At 61.7% G+C, this 20,054-nt stretch carries 19 protein-coding genes and 1 pseudogene; 12 read left to right on the top strand and 8 right to left on the bottom strand.

The window, feature by feature from the left end; all coding sequences use genetic code 11:
- Positions 1-13 precede the first annotated feature (13 nt).
- A complete protein-coding gene (locus tag ABGT73_RS02320; protein WP_346668229.1) occupies positions 14-1,198 on the bottom strand; it encodes an acetyl-CoA C-acetyltransferase in 1,185 nt (394 codons plus the stop codon).
- A gap of 88 nt (positions 1,199-1,286) precedes the next feature.
- Complete coding sequence (gene coaD, locus ABGT73_RS02315) at positions 1,287-1,775, bottom strand: pantetheine-phosphate adenylyltransferase (RefSeq protein ID WP_346668228.1); 489 nt, start codon at positions 1,773-1,775, stop codon at positions 1,287-1,289.
- 447 nt (positions 1,776-2,222) lie between these two features.
- Here coaD and ptb point away from each other — a divergent pair, with 447 nt between their 5' ends.
- Positions 2,223-3,134, top strand: a complete 912-nt coding sequence (gene ptb / locus ABGT73_RS02310) for a phosphate butyryltransferase (RefSeq protein WP_007045829.1) — start codon at positions 2,223-2,225, stop codon at positions 3,132-3,134.
- Positions 3,135-3,158: 24 nt separating this feature from the next.
- On the top strand, positions 3,159-4,226 hold the full coding sequence (buk, locus tag ABGT73_RS02305) for a butyrate kinase (RefSeq protein WP_346668227.1): 1,068 nt from the start codon (positions 3,159-3,161) through the stop codon (positions 4,224-4,226).
- A gap of 78 nt (positions 4,227-4,304) precedes the next feature.
- On the opposite strand, the gene ABGT73_RS02300 is transcribed toward buk, so the two are convergent.
- Both ABGT73_RS02300 and ABGT73_RS02295 read right to left on the bottom strand, forming a co-directional pair.
- The gene (locus tag ABGT73_RS02300) at positions 4,305-5,456 is read right to left on the bottom strand and encodes a ubiquitin-like domain-containing protein (RefSeq protein ID WP_346668226.1); all 1,152 of its coding nucleotides are present in this window, start codon (positions 5,454-5,456) and stop codon (positions 4,305-4,307) included.
- A 248-nt stretch (positions 5,457-5,704) separates the two neighbouring features.
- The gene (locus ABGT73_RS02295; RefSeq protein WP_346668225.1) at positions 5,705-6,280 is read right to left on the bottom strand and encodes a sugar O-acetyltransferase; all 576 of its coding nucleotides are present in this window, start codon (positions 6,278-6,280) and stop codon (positions 5,705-5,707) included.
- Between the two features lie 59 nt (positions 6,281-6,339).
- On the opposite strand from ABGT73_RS02295, the pseudogene ABGT73_RS02290 reads away from it, so the two are divergent.
- Positions 6,340-7,443: pseudogene (locus ABGT73_RS02290) on the top strand (IS256 family transposase); the annotation flags it as partial.
- A gap of 205 nt (positions 7,444-7,648) precedes the next feature.
- On the opposite strand, the gene ABGT73_RS02285 reads toward ABGT73_RS02290, so the two are convergent.
- The 3 genes from ABGT73_RS02285 to ABGT73_RS02275 form a co-directional block, all read right to left on the bottom strand.
- On the bottom strand, positions 7,649-8,290 hold the full coding sequence (locus tag ABGT73_RS02285; protein WP_346668224.1) for an NAD(P)H-hydrate epimerase: 642 nt from the start codon (positions 8,288-8,290) through the stop codon (positions 7,649-7,651).
- 98 nt (positions 8,291-8,388) lie between these two features.
- Entirely contained in the window at positions 8,389-9,000 is a 612-nt protein-coding gene (locus ABGT73_RS02280) for an ECF transporter S component (RefSeq protein ID WP_346668223.1), read from the bottom strand.
- A gap of 128 nt (positions 9,001-9,128) precedes the next feature.
- Positions 9,129-9,788: an HAD family phosphatase gene (locus tag ABGT73_RS02275; RefSeq protein WP_346668222.1), complete on the bottom strand. Its 660-nt coding sequence runs from the start codon at positions 9,786-9,788 to the stop codon at positions 9,129-9,131.
- A gap of 207 nt (positions 9,789-9,995) precedes the next feature.
- On the opposite strand from ABGT73_RS02275, the gene ABGT73_RS02270 reads away from it, so the two are divergent.
- The 7 genes from ABGT73_RS02270 (at position 9,996) to ABGT73_RS02240 (ending at position 17,430) form a co-directional block, all read left to right on the top strand.
- A complete protein-coding gene (locus ABGT73_RS02270) occupies positions 9,996-11,072 on the top strand; it encodes a branched-chain amino acid aminotransferase (protein ID WP_346668221.1) in 1,077 nt (358 codons plus the stop codon).
- 180 nt (positions 11,073-11,252) lie between these two features.
- The gene (locus ABGT73_RS02265; RefSeq protein ID WP_346668220.1) at positions 11,253-12,764 is read left to right on the top strand and encodes an amino acid adenylation domain-containing protein; all 1,512 of its coding nucleotides are present in this window, start codon (positions 11,253-11,255) and stop codon (positions 12,762-12,764) included.
- Between the two features lie 3 nt (positions 12,765-12,767).
- Positions 12,768-13,001 (top strand): acyl carrier protein, encoded by a 234-nt coding sequence (locus ABGT73_RS02260; protein WP_346668219.1) that lies wholly within the window; start codon positions 12,768-12,770, stop codon positions 12,999-13,001.
- A 17-nt stretch (positions 13,002-13,018) separates the two neighbouring features.
- Positions 13,019-14,587 (top strand): MBOAT family O-acyltransferase, encoded by a 1,569-nt coding sequence (locus ABGT73_RS02255; RefSeq protein WP_346668218.1) that lies wholly within the window; start codon positions 13,019-13,021, stop codon positions 14,585-14,587.
- Positions 14,588-14,618: 31 nt separating this feature from the next.
- Positions 14,619-15,617, top strand: coding sequence for an SGNH/GDSL hydrolase family protein (locus tag ABGT73_RS02250; protein ID WP_346668217.1), 999 nt, complete (start codon positions 14,619-14,621; stop codon positions 15,615-15,617).
- Positions 15,618-16,077: 460 nt separating this feature from the next.
- Positions 16,078-16,830, top strand: coding sequence for an alpha/beta hydrolase-fold protein (locus ABGT73_RS02245; RefSeq protein WP_346668216.1), 753 nt, complete (start codon positions 16,078-16,080; stop codon positions 16,828-16,830).
- A 45-nt stretch (positions 16,831-16,875) separates the two neighbouring features.
- Complete coding sequence (locus ABGT73_RS02240; protein ID WP_346668215.1) at positions 16,876-17,430, top strand: DJ-1 family glyoxalase III; 555 nt, start codon at positions 16,876-16,878, stop codon at positions 17,428-17,430.
- A 54-nt stretch (positions 17,431-17,484) separates the two neighbouring features.
- Here ABGT73_RS02240 and ABGT73_RS02235 read toward each other — a convergent pair whose 3' ends face one another.
- Complete coding sequence (locus ABGT73_RS02235; protein ID WP_346668214.1) at positions 17,485-17,889, bottom strand: methylglyoxal synthase; 405 nt, start codon at positions 17,887-17,889, stop codon at positions 17,485-17,487.
- Positions 17,890-18,147: 258 nt separating this feature from the next.
- On the opposite strand from ABGT73_RS02235, the gene ABGT73_RS02230 reads away from it, so the two are divergent.
- Together ABGT73_RS02230 and ABGT73_RS02225 are read left to right on the top strand one after the other, a co-directional pair.
- Positions 18,148-18,729, top strand: coding sequence for an RICIN domain-containing protein (locus ABGT73_RS02230; protein WP_346668213.1), 582 nt, complete (start codon positions 18,148-18,150; stop codon positions 18,727-18,729).
- A 112-nt stretch (positions 18,730-18,841) separates the two neighbouring features.
- A complete protein-coding gene (locus ABGT73_RS02225; RefSeq protein WP_346668212.1) occupies positions 18,842-20,029 on the top strand; it encodes a DEAD/DEAH box helicase in 1,188 nt (395 codons plus the stop codon).
- Positions 20,030-20,054 lie beyond the last annotated feature (25 nt).

Genomic DNA, 20,054 nt, shown 5'->3' with positions numbered 1-20,054 from the left:
ATTCCTCCGTAACTTACATTTCCACGATGGTGGCGCAGCCCATGCCGCCGCCGATGCACAGGGTGGCCAGGCCCTTGTGAGCGCCGCGATGCTTCATGGCGTAGAGCAGGGTGACCAGGATACGGGCACCGGAAGCGCCCACGGGATGACCCAGGGCGATGGCGCCGCCGTTGACGTTGACCTTGCTCATGTCGAACTCCAGGTCATGGGCAACGGCCAGGCTCTGGGCCGCGAAGGCCTCGTTGGCCTCGATGAGGTCCATATCGGCGACGGTCAGGCCGGTCTTGGCCATGACCTTGCGGGTAGCGGCGATGGGGCCGACACCCATGATGGAGGGATCCACGCCGCCCAACGCACCGGCAACCCAGGTGGCCATGGGGGTGATGCCCAGCTCCTTGGCCTTGTCCTCGCTCATGATGACGAGAGCAGCGGCGCCGTCGTTGATGGCGGAGGAGTTGCCGGCGGTGACGATGCCGTCCTTCTTGAAGGAGGGCTTCAGCTTGCCCAGAACCTCCATCGGGCTCAGGCGGGGACCTTCATCGGTGTCGAAAACGATCTCGGTCTTCTTCTGCTTCACGGTGACGGGAACGATCTCGTCCTTGAAGGCACCGCTCTTGATGGCGGCGTCGGCCTTGACCTGGCTGTTGTAGGCGAACTCATCCAGCTGCTCGCGGGTCAGGTGCCACTGCTCGGCCACGTTCTCGGCGGTGATGCCCATGTGGTAGTTGTTGAAAGCGTCCCACAGCGCATCGTTGACCATGGTGTCCACCAGTTCGCTCTTGCCCATGGGGTAGCCCATGCGGTAGCCGTAGCGGCCCTTCATCATGGCGAAAGGAGCCATATCCATGTTCTCAGTACCACCGGCCACGACGATGTCGGCATCGCCGGCCTCGATCATCTGGGCAGCCATGTTGACGCAGTTCAGACCGGAGCCGCAGACCACGTTGACGGTGACGGCCGGCGTGGTGACGGGCAGGCCGGCCTTCAGGCTGGCCTGGCGGGCCACGTTCTGGCCGAGGCCTGCCTGGATGACGCAGCCCATGTAGACATGGTCGACCTGCTCAGGCTTGATGCCGGCGCGGTTGATGGCTTCCTTGATGACAATGGAGCCCAGTTCCGCAGCGGGGACGTTGGACAGCGTGCCGCCGAACTTGCCGATGGCAGTACGGCAGGCGCTTGCAATGACGATCTTCTTCATAAGTAGCCTCCTGAAAACATTTTTTGTGGATAGACTTCTTTAGTAAACCGTGTATCTTCAAACCGCCGGGGCGGTGTGAATTCCTGTTTCAGAGTTTGCCCTCCGCCCGCTTGGCCAGCAGCTGCTTCTCCACATTGGAGGGAACGAACCGGGAAACGTCCTGCCCGTAGTGGGCCGCCTCCCGCACGATGGTGGAGGAGAGATAACTCCATTTGATGGCCGTGGCCAGGAAGATCGTCTCGATCTCCGGCATCATGGCGTAGTTGGTGTGGGCCAGCTGGATCTCGTTCTCAAAGTCGGTGACCGCGCGAAGCCCCCGCACCATGACGGTGGCCCCCTTCTGCTTGGCAAAGCTGACGGTCAGCCCGTTGAAGGAATCCACCTCCACGTTGGGCATATCCTTGCAGCATTCCCGCAGCATGGCAACGCGCTCCTCGACCGTGAACAGCGGCGTCTTCGCACTGTTGACCAGTACGGCGACGATCAGCTTGTCAAACATACGGCTGGAGCGCTTGATGATGTCCAGATGCCCGCGGGTGACGGGGTCAAAGCTGCCCGGATACATGGCAATCGGCATGGTACACAAACCTTTCCTCTTCCGCCCATCTGTTAAAAAATAAACAATTCAGGGTGGAAATGTAGGCACCGGCGCCGTGGCTGGCTTCAGGCAATCATCAAAACCGACTCGGTCAGGTGCGCGGCGGCTGGTGCCGCAAAGTTTCCGGCGCATTTCCAGAAACTCTACTATAGTTTTACCATCTTGTTAAGGTTTTGTCAATTGCCCAACTGTTAAAATTGTGTTGAAATCGCAGGTTTGTTTCGGCATTCCGCACAAAACTTTCTTTTTCCCTCCGGGGCGGCACTGTGGAGGCTACCTATTTGAATGGGGCACTGTGCCGCTCCCCTCTTCCGGCAACGGATGTTTTGCCTCTTGACCCGCCGGCAGTACCGTGTTATTATTTTAACATGCGAGGGTGTGTCCCTCCGGATTATCTGCAGGATACAAAAAACGAGGTGCTGTACCATGAATTTTGAGGATCTGATTGCAAAAGTGAAGACCTGCGGCAAGCAGAAGCTGGCCGTGGCCGCCGCGGAGGACGACGCCGTTCTGGAGGCCGTGGACGCTGCCCACAAGCAGGGCATTGCCGACGCCATTCTTGTGGGTGACGAAGCTGCCATCCGCAAGATCGCTGCGGAACTGAACATCGACCTGAGCGACTACGAGATCATCAACGAGCCGGACAAGGTCCAGGCCTCGCTGAAAGCCGTCAAGCTGGCCCACGACGGTGTGGCCAACATGTACATGAAGGGCCTGCTGGACACCAAGACCTTCCTGAAGAGCGTGCTGGACAAGGAAGTGGGTCTGCGCACCGGCAAGACGCTGTCCCACGTGGCCGTCTTCGAGGTCAAGGGCATCGAGCAGCTGCTCTTCCTCACCGACGTGGCCTTCATGACCTACCCCACCCTGGAGGACAAGGTCCACATCATCGAGAACACCGTGGCGGTGGCCCATGCCTGCGGCGTGGAGTGCCCCAAGGTGGCCCCGCTGGCCGCCGTTGAGGTGGTCAACCCCAAGATGCCCTGCACCGTGGATGCCGACGAGCTGCGCAAGATGAACGAGGAGGGCAAGATCACCGGCTGTGTGGTGGACGGCCCCCTGTCCATGGACATTGCCATCGATCCCGAAGCCGCCCATCACAAGGGTGCCCAGGACCGCCCGGCTGCCGGCCATGCCGACATCCTGCTGTTCCCCGACATCCAGGCCGGCAACCTCGTCTACAAGACGCTGGTCCACACCGCCGAGTGCAAGAACGGCTGCATCCTGACCGGCACCAAGGTGCCCGCCATCCTGACCAGCCGCTCCGATTCTTTCCAGACCAAGGTCAACTCCATCGCGCTGGCCGCCGTTGTGGCCGCCGGCCTGAAGCAGGAATAAGAGAAGAGAAGGAGACGAGATACCATGTCCATCAAAACACTGGTCATCAACCCCGGTTCCACCTCCACCAAGGTGGGCGTGTTCGAGGATGAGACGCTGCTGTTCGAGGAAACGCTGCGCCATCCCACCGAGGAAATTGCCAAGTACGCCAGCATCATCGACCAGAAGGACTTCCGCAAGGAGATCATTCTGGACTTTCTGAAGGAAAAGAACTGTGACCCCAAGAGCCTGAACGTCATCGTGGGCCGCGGCGGCCTGCTCAAGCCCATTCCGGGCGGCACCTACGCCGTCAGCGACGCCCTGCTGGCCGACCTGAAGGCCGGCGTCCAGGGTCAGCACGCCTCCAACCTGGGCGGCATCCTGGCCCGGGAGATCGGCGACGCCCTGGGTGTGCCCAGCTACATCGTGGACCCCGTGGTGGTGGATGAACTGACCCCCAAGGCCCGCATCTCCGGTATGCCCGAGCTGCCCCGCCGCTCCATCTTCCACGCCCTGAACCAGAAGGCTGTGGCCCGCCGCTTTGCCAAGGAGAACGGCAAGCGCTACGAGGACCTGAACCTCATCGTCATCCACATGGGCGGCGGTGTCTCGGTGGGCGCCCACAACCACGGCAAGGTGGTGGATGTGAACAACATCCTGGACGGCGAAGGCTGCTTCAGCCCCGAGCGCAGCGGCACCGTGCCGGTGGGCGATCTGGTGAAGATGTGCTTCAGCGGCAAGTACACCCAGCAGGAGATCTACAAGAAGATCTGCGGCAACGGCGGCTTCAATGGCTACCTGCACACCAACGACGCCCGTCAGGTCAACAAGATGGCCGACGAGGGCAACGCCGAAGCCAAGCTGGTGTGGGATGCCTTCTTCTACCAGATCGCCAAGGATGCCGGCGCCATGGCCGCCGTGCTCTGCGGCCAGGTGGATCAGATCATCCTGACCGGCGGCATCGCCTACAATGACTACACCCGCGAGATTCTGCAGAAGTATCTGGGCTTCATCGCCCCCATCACCGTCTACCCCGGCGAGGACGAGCTGCTGGCGCTCTGCCAGGGCGCCCTGCGCGTGGTCAACGGCGAAGAGGAAGCCAAGGAATATTGATGGCCCCGGCAGGGCCCTCTCCCCTGCCGTATATAGAAAAAGCAGGAAAGGCACAAGCCTTTCCTGCTTTTGTTTTGTTCAGGAAGCGGAATCCGGATCGGGGAATCCCTGGTCCAGCAGCGTCTGCCGGATGGCGTCGTTCTGCTCCTCGTACCGGGATGCCACGTCGTCGTCGATGATGTAGACCGTCACCGGCACCACAGCGCTCTCCACCGATTCCTGGTAGGTCTGGTAGTAGAGGTCCACAAAGGCGTGGCCTTCCATCATGGCGGTGCCGGTGTCCGCCGCATAGGCGTAGCCGTAGACGAAGGAACCGTCGTCACTGGTGATGTACATCAGGGTGCCGTAGGGAATGATGTTGGGGTTGACCGCTACCGTGCCGTAGGTCAGCCGCTGTCCGCTGGCCCCCTTGGCGGTGGACGACGCGGAATAGCCGGTGGAACGCTGGCCGGTGTAGGTCTCCACCACCCCCTCGGAGGGGACGCCGTCCACGATCTCCGGCCCCACAAAGGAGGAGACGGGCGCCTGCTCGCCGTAGACCTTCACCACGGTGGGCACCATTCCCACCTGGGTCACCCGGTCCAGCTCCTGTTTTTCCGTCCAGGTGCCGTCGATGTAGACATCCCGCCAGGTGACGGTATCCAGTCCGTCGCTGCCCTCCTGGAGCATCATCGTCTCGTCGTGGTCGCGGTAGAACAGACTGGTGGGCACCTCCTGCCGCTGGGACGGGATCACCACGTCCTCGGTATAGTCCACATACTCCACCCGCTGCAGCGTCAGGCTGCTGCCCTCCGTCACCGTCTCGTCCGCGGCGGGGGTCAGGATATCGTTGTCGTCGTAGGTCAGCCCCAGCTGCGCCAGCAGCTCCGCCGCCGTGGCCCCGGTGGTGATGACATCCCGGGTCTGGCCGTCCGCCGTGACCGGCACCGTGTAGGCGCGCAGCACCTGCATCAGACGGCCGTCGGCGTTCTGGGACCAGACGATCTTGTCGTTCTCCCCCAGAGGCGGCGTGTCGGTAAGGCTGAGCAGCGTCTCCTCACTGCTGGAGGCCGTCAGGATACGCACGCTGCCGCCGTGGGTGTCGCTGACCACCACAAAATGCAGCGCCTGAGAGGTGAATGCGATGGTCAGTCCCAGCGCCAGCGCTCCGGCGGCCAGCGCACCCCACTTGGGCAGCGCCACCGCCAGCCGGCGTCGGATATGTTCTCGGGTTTTGAGGGATATGGGCATAGGGTTCTCCTCACAAAGAAAGGGCAGGTCCCGCGCGGGACCTGCCCCGGGGTGCCGGAATACAGCATCGCTGCCGCAGGTACAGTGCGGCCAACGGGTTCTTCCCATTTTGATTCTCACGGTTTCGGTTTGCCATAATAACACAAAACCGTATATTTTGCAAGCCTTTGCCGCATATTTCCGCCACAGCACCGTACAGAATTTGTTCGCTGGGGCGTGTTTTGCCGACCATGTGAAAAGCCTTGCGGTCAGAACGCCAGCTGCTCCGGCGGGATGCGGTCCCTGTCGGTGACAGGGCGGATGGGTCGGCAGGGCACGCCGGCGGCCACCACCCCGGCGGGGATGTCGTGGGTGACCACGCTGCCCGCTCCGATGACCGAGCCCTTGCCGATGGTGACGCCGCCGCAGACCACCGCGTTGGCGCCGATCCAGACGTTTTCCTCCAGCGTGATGGGCGCCGACGTGCTGATGCCCTCTGCGCGCTGGGCCGCATCCACCGAGTGGCCCGCGCAGGCCAAGCAGACGCCCGGCGCGATGAAGGCCCCCGCCCCGATGTGGACGGGCGAGGTGTCCAGGATGACGCAGTTGTAGTTGATGACGGTAAGGCCGTAGGTGTGGATGTTGAAGCCGTAATCACAGTGAAAGGCGGGCTCGATGAAGGTCAGGTCGGAACAATCCCCCAGCAGCTTTTGGAGGATTTCCCGGCGGCGTTCCGGCTGATCGGGCGGCAGCTGGTTGTAGGTCCAGCACAGCCGCTGGGCTTCGGCCTTCCACGATAGCGTATAATCGAGTTCGCAAAAGCAAATAAGAAATAGACAAGCCATTAGGGCTCCTGTAAAATGAAAGTTGTCCAGACAATCACGATACAAAGGAGAAAACCCTAATGGCTCAAAAGAATCATACCACAAATCTGACCGAATTGCTACTGCAATGTGTAGCACAACCGGATCCCATGCTGAGTATGCTGGAATGGCTGTGTGCCCAGCTCATGGAGGCCGAAGTAAGCCAGCAGCTGGGAGCGGAGAAAAGCGAACGCGCCGAAAGCCGCAGCGGGTATCGCTGTGGCTACCGGCCTCGCAGACTAGATACCCGAATGGGCACCATGTATCTCATGGTGCCGAAGGTACGTCAGGGCGGTTACATACCGTTCTTTGTTACGGAGCGCAAACGCAGTGAAGCGGCACTGATCCAAGTGGTGCAGGAGGCCTTTGTACAGGGCGTATCCACTCGTAAGATGGAAAAACTGGCCAAGAGCCAGGGAATTGAAAGCCTGTCCCGCAGTCAGGTCAGTGAGATGACAAAAGGCTTGAACGAGCAGGTAAATGCTTTCCGCAGCCGCTCTCTTGCCCAAAGCAGTTATCCCATTTTGTGGGTGGATGCTCTGTACGAAAAAGTTCGTATGGACGGCAGAATTGTAAGTATGGCGATACTGGTGGTCTGTGGTGTGGATGAGCATGGCTAGCGAGACATTCTGGCGATAGAGCCCATGTTGGAAGAGTCGGAAGAAGTGTATCTTCAGCTTTTTCGAGGATTGCAGGAACGAGGACTTTGTACGCCCCGACTGGTTGTTTCAGATGCACACGCCGGACTTGTTGCCGCTATCCGTAAAGGCTTCCCAGGAGCAAGCTGGCAACGGTGCAAGGTTCATTTCATGCGTAATATTCTGGCGCATATTCCTCACAAGGACAAAGATGCCTTTGCCCAGAATCTCAAGACTATCTGGCTGGCTCCCACCAGAGAACAAGCTCGCAAACTGGCTGAAGAAATCTGCAGGCAGTACAAGCACCGTTTCCCCAAAGCCATTTGCTGCCTGGAAGACGGTTTGGAGGACTCTTTGTCGTTCTATGCTTTTCCACAGTTGGATGCAAGAAAGATTTCTTCTACCAACGTATTGGAACGGCTGAACCGGGAGATCCGCCGCCGCACTCGCGTGGTGGGTAGTTTTCCGGACGGCAATTCAGCCCTTATGCTGGTTTGTGCCCGGCTGCGCCATGTGGCTGGTACCCAGTGGGGCAACAAAAAGTACATGAACATGAAGCACCTGGAGGCAGCCTTTGAGGGCACCTCCATTGCCGGCTGACTTCATTTATTCCAGAGACTGCAAATTAAATTTGCGAAAGAATGTTGACACTACCTAGAAGTCCGCTTTTCACTGGTTTTTCCCCTTTCGTTGTCTCTGTTCCATGGTCCGCTCACACCCGGTGGCAGGCATCGGGGATGCCGATATCCGCCAGCAGCACCTCGCCGCAGCAGGGCGCTGTGTGGGCAGGCTTGCGGCTGTCAAAGCAGACCGTCAGGTCGGCCCCGACGGCCCCCTCCGCCGCTTCGCCGGTGTCAGCAGCCACCCCGCTGGGCAGATCCACCGCCAGCAGAAACGCCCCCGCCCAGCGGCTCCGGTTGAGAAGGTCACAGGCCCGCTGTCCCGCCGGGCGCAGCGCCCCATGGAAACCGGTGCCGTAGAGGGCATCCACCGCCGCATCCCAGCCTTCGGATGCAGGCGGGTCGTCGGGCCCCAGCACCGTCACGGGCAGTTCCTTCAGCAGCGCCCGGTTGGTGCAGGCGTCCGGCGTCCTGGGTTCCCCCTCCGCCAGCCAGACACAGACCTGCCAGCCTGCCTTGGCCGCCACCCGGGCCATGACAAACCCGTCACCGCCGTTGTTGCCCTTGCCGGCCACCACCAGCAGCCGGCCCGGTGCCGGGAACCGCCGGGCCAGTTCGGCCCAGGCAGCTCGTCCGGCGTTCTCCATCATCTGGATGTACAAAAGACCCGCCTCGTTGGCGGCCTGCTCGATGCGCTTCATCTGGGCAGCGGTGACAATGGCCTGGTTTTTCATAGTGGGTTGCTCCTTCCCTTTTCTTTTATCCTACCATACCGTCCCCGCAAAATCCACAAAAAAAGTTCCGGGCCGCAGCGGCCCGGAACCCGGCATCTTCAGTTCAGTTTGAGGAATTTGCGCACCGGCAGGGCGACGGCTCCCGCCACCAGGCAGCAGGTCACCCATTCACCGATGGCCTGCACACCCACAAACAGCACGACAAACATCAGCGCATTGGTGGCGCCCATGCTCTGGGCCGCATCCTGTACATAGGGAAGGTTATAGAACAGCAGCACCAGCGCCCCCATAAAGAACACCGTATTGAGCACCGCCGTCAGCAAACCACCCGCAAAGCAACAGAATTTTTCCTGCCTGGGCAGCAGCTTACACAGCCCTTTGAAGAGCAGAGCCGCGCAGAGACCCATTAGGACCCGGGAGACCACACAGACTACAAAGGTTGCAACAGGGCTGGCGCCGAACATGGCGGCGCTGAGAGCACTTTTTCCCTCCATCGCCTGCAGGAAGCTGGTAATGCCGAACACCGCCCCCAGAATAGTTCCCGCCAGGGGGCCCATCGTCATGGCGCCGATGGCCACCGGCAAGGTGAGCAGCGACGCCGACAGCGGGCCGATCTGCAGATAGCCCAGCGGCGTGTAGTTCATCACAAGCAGAATGGCCACCAGCAGCGCAAGCTGGGTGAGCCAACGGACGTTGGTACGCTTTTTCATATTCAATTTTCCTCCTGCTGCCGTCTCCTACATTTCGGGAGTACAGCGCAAATGTACAGCCCGCAGGCTGCCAAACCACAGTATAACGCAAAACCGGCCGCGTTACAAGCGGCCGGCGGAAAAATTCCTTACAGTTTTCCCTGCTGGAGCAGGTCCCGCACCTCCAACAAATCGTGGCAGCAGCAGGTGTAGAGCTGCCGGATCTCCTCGTCGGGCTGGGCCAGGTCGGGCACCATGACGGTCACCGCCCCCGCCGCATGGCCGGCGCGCACCCCGTTGAAGCTGTCCTCCAGCACCAGGCAGTCGTGGATATCCAGCTTCAGGCGGCGGGCCGCCTCCAGGAAGATATCCGGCGCCGGTTTGCTGTGCTTCACATCGGCCCCGCAGACCACGTCGTGGAAATACCGCGCCGTGCCGGTGGTCTGCAGGTTCTGCTCGATCATGTTCCGCGGGCTGGAACTGGCCACAATGCGCGGCATGCCCCGGCTTTCCAGCAGCGCCAGCAATTCCTTGAGGCCCGGCTTGCAGGGCACCCCCCGGGCGAACCGCTCCGTGCCGATCTGCCACACCTTGTCCAGAATCCGGCGGGGATCCGCATCGGGGAAGTATTCCTTCACATGGTCGACGAGGAACTGCCCCGCCAGACCCCGCCCGCTGGCGTAGAAAGCCTCGGTATCCGCCGGCATGGCCACCCCCAGCGCCGCACAGGCGGGTTCCCACAGGGTATCCCACAGACGTTCGGTGTCGAACATCAGACCGTCCATATCAAAAATCACGCCTTTGACCATAAGGGTGCCGTCCTTTCCATCCCGTAAAACCGTTTTTTGCACGCCCATTGTACCGCAATTTTCCCCACCCGGCAAGAGATTTTTGTTCTGGCGAAATTGGGGCTTGTATTTACCGCTTTAGAGCGCTATAATTGGATAAACTGCTTCCGGGTTGCTGTGCGGCGGCCCGCCTGGCGGCATTGTGATTAAACAGGGAGAGTGTAAATCATGTTGGACATCAAAATCACCAAAACGACTGCGCCCAAGGCGAAGCCGCAGGACGAAAGCAAATTGGGTTTCGGCAAGATCTTCAGCGATCACATGTTCCTGATGGATTATACCGAGGGCGAGGGCTGGCATGACGCCCGCATCGTTCCCTACGGCCCGTGGGAACTGGACCCCGCCACCACGGTCTTCCACTACGCCCAGGAAATCTTTGAGGGCATGAAGGCCTACCGTACCGCCGAGGGCAAGATCCAGCTGTTCCGCCCCGACTGCAACGCCAACCGTTTCAACGATTCCGCCGACCGTCTGGGCATGCCGCCCATCCCGCCGGAGGACTTCGTCCAGGCCGTGAAGGCCATCGTGGATGTGGACCGTGACTGGGTGCCCCATTCCGACGGTGCTTCGCTGTACATCCGCCCCTTCTGCATCGCCACCGATGTGGGCCTGGGCGTGCACGCCGCCAAGCATTACCGCTTCGCCATCATCTGCTCGCCCTCCGGCGCCTACTACGCCGAGGGTCTGGACCCCGTGCGCATCTACGTGGAAGATGAGTACATCCGTGCCGCCCCGGGCCTGACCGGCTTCACCAAGTGCGGCGGCAACTACGCCGCTTCCATCAAGGCCGGCGAGCTGGCCGAGGAGCGCGGCTTCAGCCAGGTTCTGTGGCTGGACGGCGTGGAGAAGAAGTACGTCGAGGAAGTCGGCTCCATGAACATCATGTTCAAGATCGACGGCAAGATCTACACCGCCGCCTGCACCGGCACCGTGCTGCCCGGCGTCACCCGCCGCTCCATCATCGAGCTGCTGAAGGACTGGGGCTACGAGGTCATCGAGGGCAAGCTGGCCATCGCCGATGTCATGAAGGCTGCCGATGAGGGCAAGCTGGAAGAGGTCTTCGGCACCGGCACCGCGGCCGTTGTCTCCCCCGTCAAGGAACTGGACTGGGAGGGCAAGGTGGCCCACATCAGCGGCGGCAAGATCGGCGAGCTGACCCAGAAGCTCTACGACACGCTGACCGGCATCCAGTGGGGCAAGCTGCCTGACACCAAGGGCTGGATCGTGCCTGTGGAAGAGCAGTAAACCCGGTTTTGTAAAAATGTAATGTAAAAAAGCGCGCAGGAGAGCGAAAAATCTTTCCTGCGCGCTTTTTCTTGTTTTCTTTACATTTTTTTAATACAGAATATGGTATACTGTTCACAGTTCGGGACCTTCTTCCGGGCTGTCTTGTAGGATTCGGATGACGACCAAAGGATCTTTTCCATGAAACATATTCTGCAACTGCTGGACCACACGGTCCGGCGCTGGGGCAGCCGCCCTGCCTTCGGCGACGAGCACCGCACCCTGACCTGGAACGAGGTGGAAGACGCGGTGCAGCGCATCGGCACGGCGCTGGCCGGCTACGGCGTACAGCGCCGCCCGGTGGCGATCTACCTTGACCACGAAGTTCCCTGTCTGCTGGCCATGCTGGGCACGCTGGCCGCCGGCGGCTTCTACACCGTGCTGGACACCGCCCAGCCCCCCGACCGGGTGCGGCGGATCACCGGCCAGCTCTCCCCCGCCCTGCTGGTGACCGACGGCGCCCACCGGGATGCCGCCGACGCCCTGGGCCTTGCCTGCCCGGTGGTGGACCTGGACGAGGCGCTGGCAACTGCGCCGGACGGCTTTCTGCTGCAGACGCTGCGGGAGCAGGCCATCGACACCGACCTGGCCTATGTGCTGTTCACTTCCGGTTCCACCGGCACCCCCAAGGGGGTGGCCATCCAGCACCGGGCCGTGCTGGCCTACAGCGCCTGGAGCGCCGGGGCCTTCGGCATCGACGAGACGACGGTCTTCGGCAACCAGACACCCTTCTACTTTTCCATGTCGGTGACCGATATCTACACCGCGCTGCGCACCGGCGCCCGGGTACAGGTGATCCCCAAGCGGCTGTTCAGCTTTCCGGTGCAGCTGCTGGACTACCTGACCATCCAGGAGGTCAACACCCTCTACTGGGTGCCGTCTGCCCTGGGCGGCGTGGTGCGCTGGAAGGCGCTGGACTACACGGCGCTGCCGCCGCTGCGCACCATCCTGTTTGCGGGCGAAACGATGCCCACCCCCTACCTGAACTACTGGCGGGCCCACTATCCGGCGGCGCTGTTCGCCAACCTGTTCGGTCCCACCGAGACCACCGATATCTGCAGCTACTACATCGTGGACCGGGACTTTGCCGACGACGAACCGCTGCCCATCGGCCGCGCCTGCGACAACTGCGGCTTGCTGGTCCTCACCCAGGACGGGCGGGCGGCGGAGCCCGGCGCCGTGGGCGAACTCTGTGCCCGGGGCAGCTTTCTGGCGGCGGGGTACTACAACATGCCCGACAAGACCGCCGAGCGGTTCTGTCCCAACCCGCTGCAGCCCCACTACCCCGAGATCATCTACCGCACCGGGGACCTGGTGCGCTACGACGAAAAGGGGCTTTTGCAGTACATGGGCCGGGCGGACAACCAGATCAAACACATGGGCTACCGCATCGAATTGGGCGAGATCGAGACGGCGGCCTTCGGGCAGGAGGGGCTGCAGAGCTGCGCCTGCCTCTACGACGCGCCCCGGGACCGGCTGGTGCTCTTCTACACCGGCAAGAAGGGGCTGGAGGAATCGCTGCGGCCCCGGCTGGCCCAGCGTCTGCCCGCCTACATGCAGCCCACGGTGTACCGCCGTCTGCAGGCCATGCCCCAGAACCAGAACGGAAAAATCGACCGCGCCGCACTGGGTGCCCTGTGCAAGGAGGACTGAACCATGCATACTATGGATGAAATCATGAACATTCTTTCCGAAGTGAAACCCGGTATCGAAGCCGGTCCCGACACCGAACTGGTGCGCACCGGCGTGCTGGACTCGGTGGACATCATGTCTGTGGTGATGGCCCTGGCGGAGGAGTTTGATCTGGAGATCAGCCCGCTGGACCTGAAAGAGGAAAACTTCCATACCCCGGCGGCCATCCTGGATCTGGTCAACCGGCTGGATGACTGAGCCCCGGGAGGCTTGGTATGGCATACAATTCCTTTCCCTACTTATGTATCTTCCTGCCGCTGTGCTGGCTGGCCTGGGCGCTGCTGCCCCAGCGCTACCGGCCCGCGGCACTGCTGGGGGGCAGCCTGATCTTCTACTGGCTCACCGCCGGCACCTACACAGCCTGGCTGCTGCTGGCCGCCGCCCTGGCCTGGGTGCTGGGCCTGGGGCTGGGCCGTCTGCAGGCTTTGCAGGAGGCCACCGTTCCGGCGCTGGACAAGCCCGCCCGCAAGGACGCCAAACAGCAGTTTGCCGCCCTGCAGAAAAGTCTTGTGGCGGTGGGGGTGGCCGGGCTGCTGGGCCTGCTGGTCTGGCTGAAATATCTGCCCTTCCTGGTGCGCACCCTCAACGCGGTGGTGAGCCGGCTGCCCTTCGGCTGGCAGATCGCCGCTCCTTCCTTTGTGCAGCCCCTGGGCCTCAGCTTCTTCACGCTGATGGCACTGAGCTACCTCTTCGATGTGCGCCGCGGCACCACCCGGCCCGCCGCCCACTACTGGCAGGTGCTGCTCTACCTGAGCTTCTGGCCCCATGTGGTGGAGGGCCCCTTTGACCGCTGGGACCGCATCGCCCCCGCCATGCTCAACCCGCCCCGGCCGGACTACCGCGCCTTCACCTTCGGCGTGCAGCGCATCCTGTGGGGCATGATGAAAAAGCTCATCATCGCCGACCGGGCCAATATGTACGTCAAGGCCGTCTTTGACGACTGGACCAAATACTCCGGCGCCGCCGTGCTGGTGGGCACTTTGCTCTACACCCTGCAGCTCTACGCCGAGTTTTCCGGCTGCATGGACATGGTGCTGGGCGCCGCCCAGTGCTTCGGCGTGCCGCTGACAGAAAACTTCCGCCAGCCCTTCTTTGCCCGCAGCGTCAGCGATTTCTGGCGCCGCTGGCACATCACGCTGGGTGCCTGGCTGCGGGAATACGTCTTCCAGCCCGTCATCGTCAGTAAACCCATGATGCGGTTCGGCAGATGGTGCCGCACCCGGTTCGGCGCGGCGCTGGGCCGCAGCATGCCGGTCTGGGCCGGGCTGCTGCTCACCTGGCTGGCCATCGGCATCTGGCACGGGGCCGGCTGGCTGTACATCGTGTACGGCCTGTACTACTTCGTGCTCCAGTGGCTGGGCGAGGCGGCTGAACCCACCCTGCTGCGGTTCTTCCCCGCTCTGCCCCGCTGGCGCAACCACCGGGGCTACAAGCTGTGGCAGGTGGTGCGCACCTTTGTGCTGGTCAACCTGGGCATGCTGATCTTCCGCTCCAACGGCACCCGCGCGGCGCTGGAGATGCTGGCCAGTCTGGTCCGCCCCTACACCGGCAGCCTGCTCATCAAGCTGGATATCGCCGACCTGGGCGTGCTGGCGGTGGGCGCCGTGGTACTGCTGGCCGTGGACCTGGCCCACGAGCGGGGCATCGCCATCCGGGAGGCCATCGCCCGCCGCCCGCTGCCGCTGCGCTGGGCGATCTACTGCGGCGCCATGCTGGCGGTGATGATCTTCGGCGCCTACGGCGACAACTACGATCCCGCCGCCTTCATCTATGCGCAGTTCTGATAAAACCGATCACCAGACGGGAGTATCCTGTATGTCTTTACAAACCTGGCAAAAAAATGCCCTCCGCATCATCGCCTTTCTACTGGTGCTGCTCATGCTGGTGCTGGCCGTGGGCCATTACCTGATGCCGGAATCCAACCGCTACCTGGAAGGGTACACGGCGGGCGGCATCCTGGGGGAGGATTTCGACACCATCGACGTGCTGGTGCTGGGCGATTCCAACGCCGCCCAGGGTATCGCCCCCATGAAATGGTACGACGAACACGGCATCACCGGCTACACCTATGCGGCGGGCTGGCTTTCCATGTACAACATCTATTACCGGCTGAAGCAGATCTACGAGGAGCAAAGCCCCAAAGTGGTGGTGCTCTGCACGGCCCCCGCCTACACCAAAAAGAGCAGCGAGACCTACATGCAGAGCGCCCTGGGGGACATCTCGGACGAACTGCTGCCGCTGCTGCGCTTCCACGACAACTGGAAGTACCTGCGCCCCGACAACCTTTTCACCGAGAAGGACTACAGCTGGCGGGATGTGAACAAGGGCTACACCCCCATCACCGACGTGGCCGCCCGGCCCAACCTGGACTACATGTACGACACCGGCGCCAGCGAATCCATCCCCTGGATGGTGAAATTCTACATGGAGCGCATCCTGCAGCTCTGCGCCGACCACGACAGCCAGGTGCTGCTCGTCACGGTGCCGGCGGCGCTGGGCTGGAACCTGGCCCGCCACAACGGCATCGCCGCCTTTGCCGAGGAAAACGGTGTGCCCTACCTGGACTTCAACATGGCGGACAGCAACCCCGGCATCGACTGGACCACCGACTCGGCGGACGGCGGCACCCACCTGAACTGGCTGGGCGCCGAGAAGGTCACCGCCGCCCTGGGGGACTATCTGCTGGACCATTATGATCTCACCGACCACCGGGGCCAGCCCGGCTACGAGACCTGGGACGCCGACGCCCAGAGCTACCGCGATCTGCTGCCGGAGATCACCCAGCGGGCCAAGGAGAACGCCGGTCTTGTATAATTTGTACAAATACAGCTCTCATTTTTTAAGCACATTGTACACGTCTGCCCCTTGCAAAGGCACCCGAAATGTTGTACTATAGAAGCACAGAAAGCAATGACGCTTTGGAACGGTTGGTTTGCACCGCCGTACCAAGGCGCTTTTTTATGAAGGCTTTCCGGAAAGAGGAAGAATACCAGAGCGCCCTGCCGGTCATCCTGGAAGGGCATCCACTTGTAGAGGGGTGGGTTCCGTTCGATATACGAGCGGCAAGACGTTCTGTTTTTCTCCTTCTTTTTGAAACGGGACGGGGCAGTGGCCGTCCCGTTTTGTTTTTCTCCCCTTGAGCGCCGGTTGCCAGCCGGCGCTTTTGTTGTCGGGGGACAAACTGTGCAAAATCCCGCCGGAACATTGAAAAAGCCGGCCGAATGCGGTACAATAAAACAAACCCACTGATTCTGTTAAAAGGAGTGCGGACCAAATGGTCGAAACCTTTACCACCCGGATCACCCCCTACGGCCTGGACCGCAAGGTCTTTCTCTATCTGCCGGACGACTGGCAGACTTCCGGCAAGCGGTATCCGGTGGTGTATATGTTTGACGGACACAACCTCTTCTTTGATTCCACCGCCACCTACGGCACCTGCTGGGGGCTGAAGGAATATCTGGACAGCCACCCCGAAGCCATTGTGGCGGCCCCCGAGTGCAACCACGAGGGCAACCGCCGGCTGGAGGAGTACTGCCCCTACGATTCCGACTGGTTTGACGGCATCCACGGCACCGGCCGGGCCTATCTGGACTGGCTGGTGGGCGAGTTCAAGCCCTGGATGGACGCCCGCTACCCCACCCTGCCCGACCGGGCCCACACAGCCATCGGCGGGTCCAGCATGGGCGGACTCATGAGCCTGTACGCCGGCGTCATGCACAACGATGTTTTCAGCAAGGCAGCCTGCCTGTCGCCGTCGGTGCGGCTCTGCATGGAGCTGCTGGTGGCCGATCTGCAGGCCGCCACCCTGCGCAGGGACAGCCGCTTTTACCTGAGCTGGGGCGAATGGGAGGCCCGGGACCAGCACCAGCTGGCCGAATACACCCACAACGCCCTCACCGTGGCCCATCTTCTGACCGAGAAGGGCGCCGCGGTCTATCCCTATTTTCAGATGGACGGACGGCACTGCGAAGCCGACTGGCGCCGCCAGCTGGACCGTTGCTTCCGTTTTCTGTTCGGCTGGGAATAATATACCCGCCGCAACACCCCAATGCCACAAAGGAGGTATTTTCCTATGTCAAAAGCCGTTATCTTTTTTGCCCCGGGCCTGGAGGAATGCGAGGGCCTGCTCTGCGTGGACCTGCTGCGCCGTGCCGGGGTGGAAGTCACCATCGCCGCGGTGGGCGGCAGCCAGACCGTGACCAGCTCCCACCATGTGAACATCGTGGCCGACGCGCTGGCCGAAGAGGTGGACTACAGCGCCTATGACGCCTGCATCCTGCCGGGCGGCATTCCGGGCGTCAACAACCTGAAGGCCGACGCCACCGTGCGCAAGGTCTGCCAGGACTACGCCGCGGCCGGCAAGATCGTGGCCGCCATCTGCGCCGGCCCCACCGTGCTGGCCAGCTTCGGGGTGCTCCAGGGCAAGAAGGCCACCGTCTACCCCGGCATGGACGGCGCGCTCACCGAGGGCGGCGCCGAATACACCGGCCTGCCGCTGACCATCGACGGCACCGTCGTCACCGGCGAGGCGCTGGGCGCCGCCATTCCCTTTGCGCTGGCCCTGGCCCGGCTGCTGGGCAGCGCCGAGGATTCCGACCGCGTGAAGAAAGCCATCGTCTACCAATAATCAAAAACACAAAAGGGGCTGTTTCTCAATGGAAACAGCCCCTTTGCTGTTGCTTTATTTCCGGCCCCGCTGCAGCTCGATCCAGGCAAGATCCCCGCGCTCCAGGCCGTGGATCAGCACCTCGGCGGTGGCGATGTTGGTGGCCACCGGGATGGTGTGCATATCGCACAGCCGCAGCAGCGTCACATCGTTGGGTTCCCCGGGCTTGGCCGCCACAGGGTCCCGGAACAGCAGCAGCATATCCACCTCGCCGCAGCCGATCATGGCCGCGATCTGCTCGGCACCGCCCCGCCGTCCCGGATACAGACACCGCACCGGCAGTCCTGTGGCATCGTGGACGATCTTGCCGGTGACGCCGGTGGCAACCAGCTCGTTCTCCGACAAAATCCGTACGTATGCCGTACAAAACTGCGCCATCAATTCCTTGCGGGAATCGTGTGCGATCAAAGCGATTCTCATGACAAATACTCTCTCCCTCTGGGACCCACCATGGCCCCGAAACAATAGTATCTTTTATATGATAGGACAATTCCGTCAAAATTGCAAGTGCCGGGGCAAACAAATGGCCAAAACGCAGGACATTTTGGCCCCGGTTCTCGGCGTTTTGCCTAAATCAATCTGGCAAAGTTTGGCAAAACGGCGCGCAGTGTCCATGTTATAATATAAGAAATCAGTGGGGCGCTCTCTCCGGGTGCCCTGACAAAGGAGGAATCCACCATGAAGAAATCTGCCCAGACGATCATTCGTCCCGACGCATGCTATACCATCGCCGCTGCCAACGGCCGCGTGTTGGAGGTGGCCGATTTCAATACCGAGAACGGTGCCTCGGTGCGCCTGTGGAGTTACGAAGGCCAGCCCTGGCAGCAGTGGCGCTTTGAGGAAGCCGGCGAGGGCGAGTACCGCATCAAGAACCGCTTTACCGGCAAGGTCATGGATCTGGCCATGTCCGGCGTGGGCAACGGCACCTGGATCCACCAGTGGAGCCAGACTTCCGGCGCGGGCCAGCGCTGGCAGATCGTGGAAGCCGGCGGCGGCAAGGTGAAGCTGCGCAACGTGCTGGCCGACAAGGTCATCGACCTGGTGGGCATGCGGGTGGACAACGGCACCCAGGCCCAGATCTGGCAGGACGTGTTCGGCGAGAACCAGCTGTGGAAGCTGGAACCCGTGCCCGACCGCCTGATGGACAAGCCGGTGGAGGCGCCGCCCGCCAAGCCGGCCAAGGCCGTCAAGAGCACCCGCACCCAGACCGGCAAGAAGGCCAGCGGCAAATCCGCCCGCCGGGCCAGCAAAAACAAGTAATGGGCACTTTCAGGCTCCCGCCCCGCGGGAGCCTTTTCGGTGCTTGCGGGGCCTGTGAAAGGCTGTTATAATAAAAGGACCGTAAATCGTTACGAAAGGCAGTACAAACGCTATGCAGTTTACCGAGCTTACCAACGTTGCGCCCGAGATCATCCACGCCACCCAGGCCATGGGCTTTACCGAGATGACCGAGATCCAGCAGAAGGCCATTCCCCTCATGCTGGACGGCCACGACATGATCGCCAAAGCCCCCACCGGCACCGGCAAGACGGTGGCTTTCGGCATCCCCATTCTTTCCAAAGTGAACCCGGAGCTTCTCAAGCCCCAGGCTGTGGTGCTGAGCCCCACCCGGGAGCTGGCCCAGCAGATCGCCCAGGACCTGCAGAATCTGGCCCAGTTTTTGCCGGATATCAAAATCGTCTGCGTCTACGGCGGCGCCGGGCTGGAAAAACAGCAGCGCCAGCTGAAGGCAGGCTGCCAGATCGTGGTGGCCACACCGGGACGGCTGATGGACCATTACCGCCACCATGCCATCGATGTTTCCGACGTGGAGACCGTGGTGCTGGACGAGGCCGACGAGATGCTGAACATGGGCTTCTACAAGGACGTGCGGCACATCATTGACCTGATGAAACACCGCAAGAGCCTGTCCATGTTCTCGGCCACCATCAGCCGGGAGGTGCTGGATATCGGCTGGCTCTACCAGCACAACGCCGCCGAGGTGAGCGTGCAGCCTGTGGAGGATTCCAGCCCCAAGATCGCCCAGTACAAGCTGCTGACCACCGGCCGGGACAAGCTGGCCGACGCCGCCCAGATCATCCTGTCCGAGGGGTACAAGCGGGTGATGATCTTCTGCAACACCAAATATAACACCGGCATGCTGGCCAACCAGCTGGCCCGGCTCAACTTCAACGTGGACTGCCTCCACGGGGATCTGTCCCAGGCGGAGCGCAACCGCATCATGACCCGGTTCAAGGCCGGCGAGATCGCCGTGCTGGTGGCCACCGACGTGGCGGCCCGGGGCATCGATGTATCCGACGTGGACGCCGTCATCAACTACGATGTGCCGGAGGAGAACGAGCACTACACCCACCGCATCGGCCGCACCGGCCGTGCCCGCAAGGAGGGCGCCAGCTATCTGTTCTATACCAAGGAGGAACAGAAGCGGGTGGATCAGCTGCTGCGGCTGACCCGCAATCTGGACGACTGCAAGAGCGTCAAGTTTGACTTCAATCACGAGAAGCTCATCGTGGAGGAGGCCAAACCCCAGGACCGGTTCCAGATCAGGGCGTACTTTTAATGAAAAATCCCGGAAGCAAACGCTT

This window comes from uncultured Subdoligranulum sp. (assembly GCF_963931595.1).
Lineage (GTDB): Bacteria > Bacillota > Clostridia > Oscillospirales > Ruminococcaceae > Gemmiger.
Note: the sequence above shows the minus strand (reverse complement) of the source record. Positions and strands in the feature narration are given on the sequence as shown.

Excerpts from the sequence above, each read along its gene's own strand:
- ABGT73_RS02320 (WP_346668229.1), bottom strand. The coding sequence starts at position 1,198 with ATGAAGAAGATCGTCATTGCAAGCGCCTGCCGTACTGCCATCGGCAAG.
- coaD (WP_346668228.1), bottom strand. The coding sequence starts at position 1,775 with ATGCCGATTGCCATGTATCCGGGCAGCTTTGACCCCGTCACCCGCGGG.
- ptb (WP_007045829.1), top strand. The coding sequence starts at position 2,223 with ATGAATTTTGAGGATCTGATTGCAAAAGTGAAGACCTGCGGCAAGCAG.
- buk (WP_346668227.1), top strand. The coding sequence starts at position 3,159 with ATGTCCATCAAAACACTGGTCATCAACCCCGGTTCCACCTCCACCAAG.
- ABGT73_RS02300 (WP_346668226.1), bottom strand. The coding sequence starts at position 5,456 with ATGCCCATATCCCTCAAAACCCGAGAACATATCCGACGCCGGCTGGCG.
- ABGT73_RS02295 (WP_346668225.1), bottom strand. The coding sequence starts at position 6,280 with ATGGCTTGTCTATTTCTTATTTGCTTTTGCGAACTCGATTATACGCTA.
- ABGT73_RS02285 (WP_346668224.1), bottom strand. The coding sequence starts at position 8,290 with ATGAAAAACCAGGCCATTGTCACCGCTGCCCAGATGAAGCGCATCGAG.
- ABGT73_RS02280 (WP_346668223.1), bottom strand. The coding sequence starts at position 9,000 with ATGAAAAAGCGTACCAACGTCCGTTGGCTCACCCAGCTTGCGCTGCTG.
- ABGT73_RS02275 (WP_346668222.1), bottom strand. The coding sequence starts at position 9,788 with ATGGTCAAAGGCGTGATTTTTGATATGGACGGTCTGATGTTCGACACC.
- ABGT73_RS02270 (WP_346668221.1), top strand. The coding sequence starts at position 9,996 with ATGTTGGACATCAAAATCACCAAAACGACTGCGCCCAAGGCGAAGCCG.
- ABGT73_RS02265 (WP_346668220.1), top strand. The coding sequence starts at position 11,253 with ATGAAACATATTCTGCAACTGCTGGACCACACGGTCCGGCGCTGGGGC.
- ABGT73_RS02260 (WP_346668219.1), top strand. The coding sequence starts at position 12,768 with ATGCATACTATGGATGAAATCATGAACATTCTTTCCGAAGTGAAACCC.
- ABGT73_RS02255 (WP_346668218.1), top strand. The coding sequence starts at position 13,019 with ATGGCATACAATTCCTTTCCCTACTTATGTATCTTCCTGCCGCTGTGC.
- ABGT73_RS02250 (WP_346668217.1), top strand. The coding sequence starts at position 14,619 with ATGTCTTTACAAACCTGGCAAAAAAATGCCCTCCGCATCATCGCCTTT.
- ABGT73_RS02245 (WP_346668216.1), top strand. The coding sequence starts at position 16,078 with ATGGTCGAAACCTTTACCACCCGGATCACCCCCTACGGCCTGGACCGC.
- ABGT73_RS02240 (WP_346668215.1), top strand. The coding sequence starts at position 16,876 with ATGTCAAAAGCCGTTATCTTTTTTGCCCCGGGCCTGGAGGAATGCGAG.
- ABGT73_RS02235 (WP_346668214.1), bottom strand. The coding sequence starts at position 17,889 with ATGAGAATCGCTTTGATCGCACACGATTCCCGCAAGGAATTGATGGCG.
- ABGT73_RS02230 (WP_346668213.1), top strand. The coding sequence starts at position 18,148 with ATGAAGAAATCTGCCCAGACGATCATTCGTCCCGACGCATGCTATACC.
- ABGT73_RS02225 (WP_346668212.1), top strand. The coding sequence starts at position 18,842 with ATGCAGTTTACCGAGCTTACCAACGTTGCGCCCGAGATCATCCACGCC.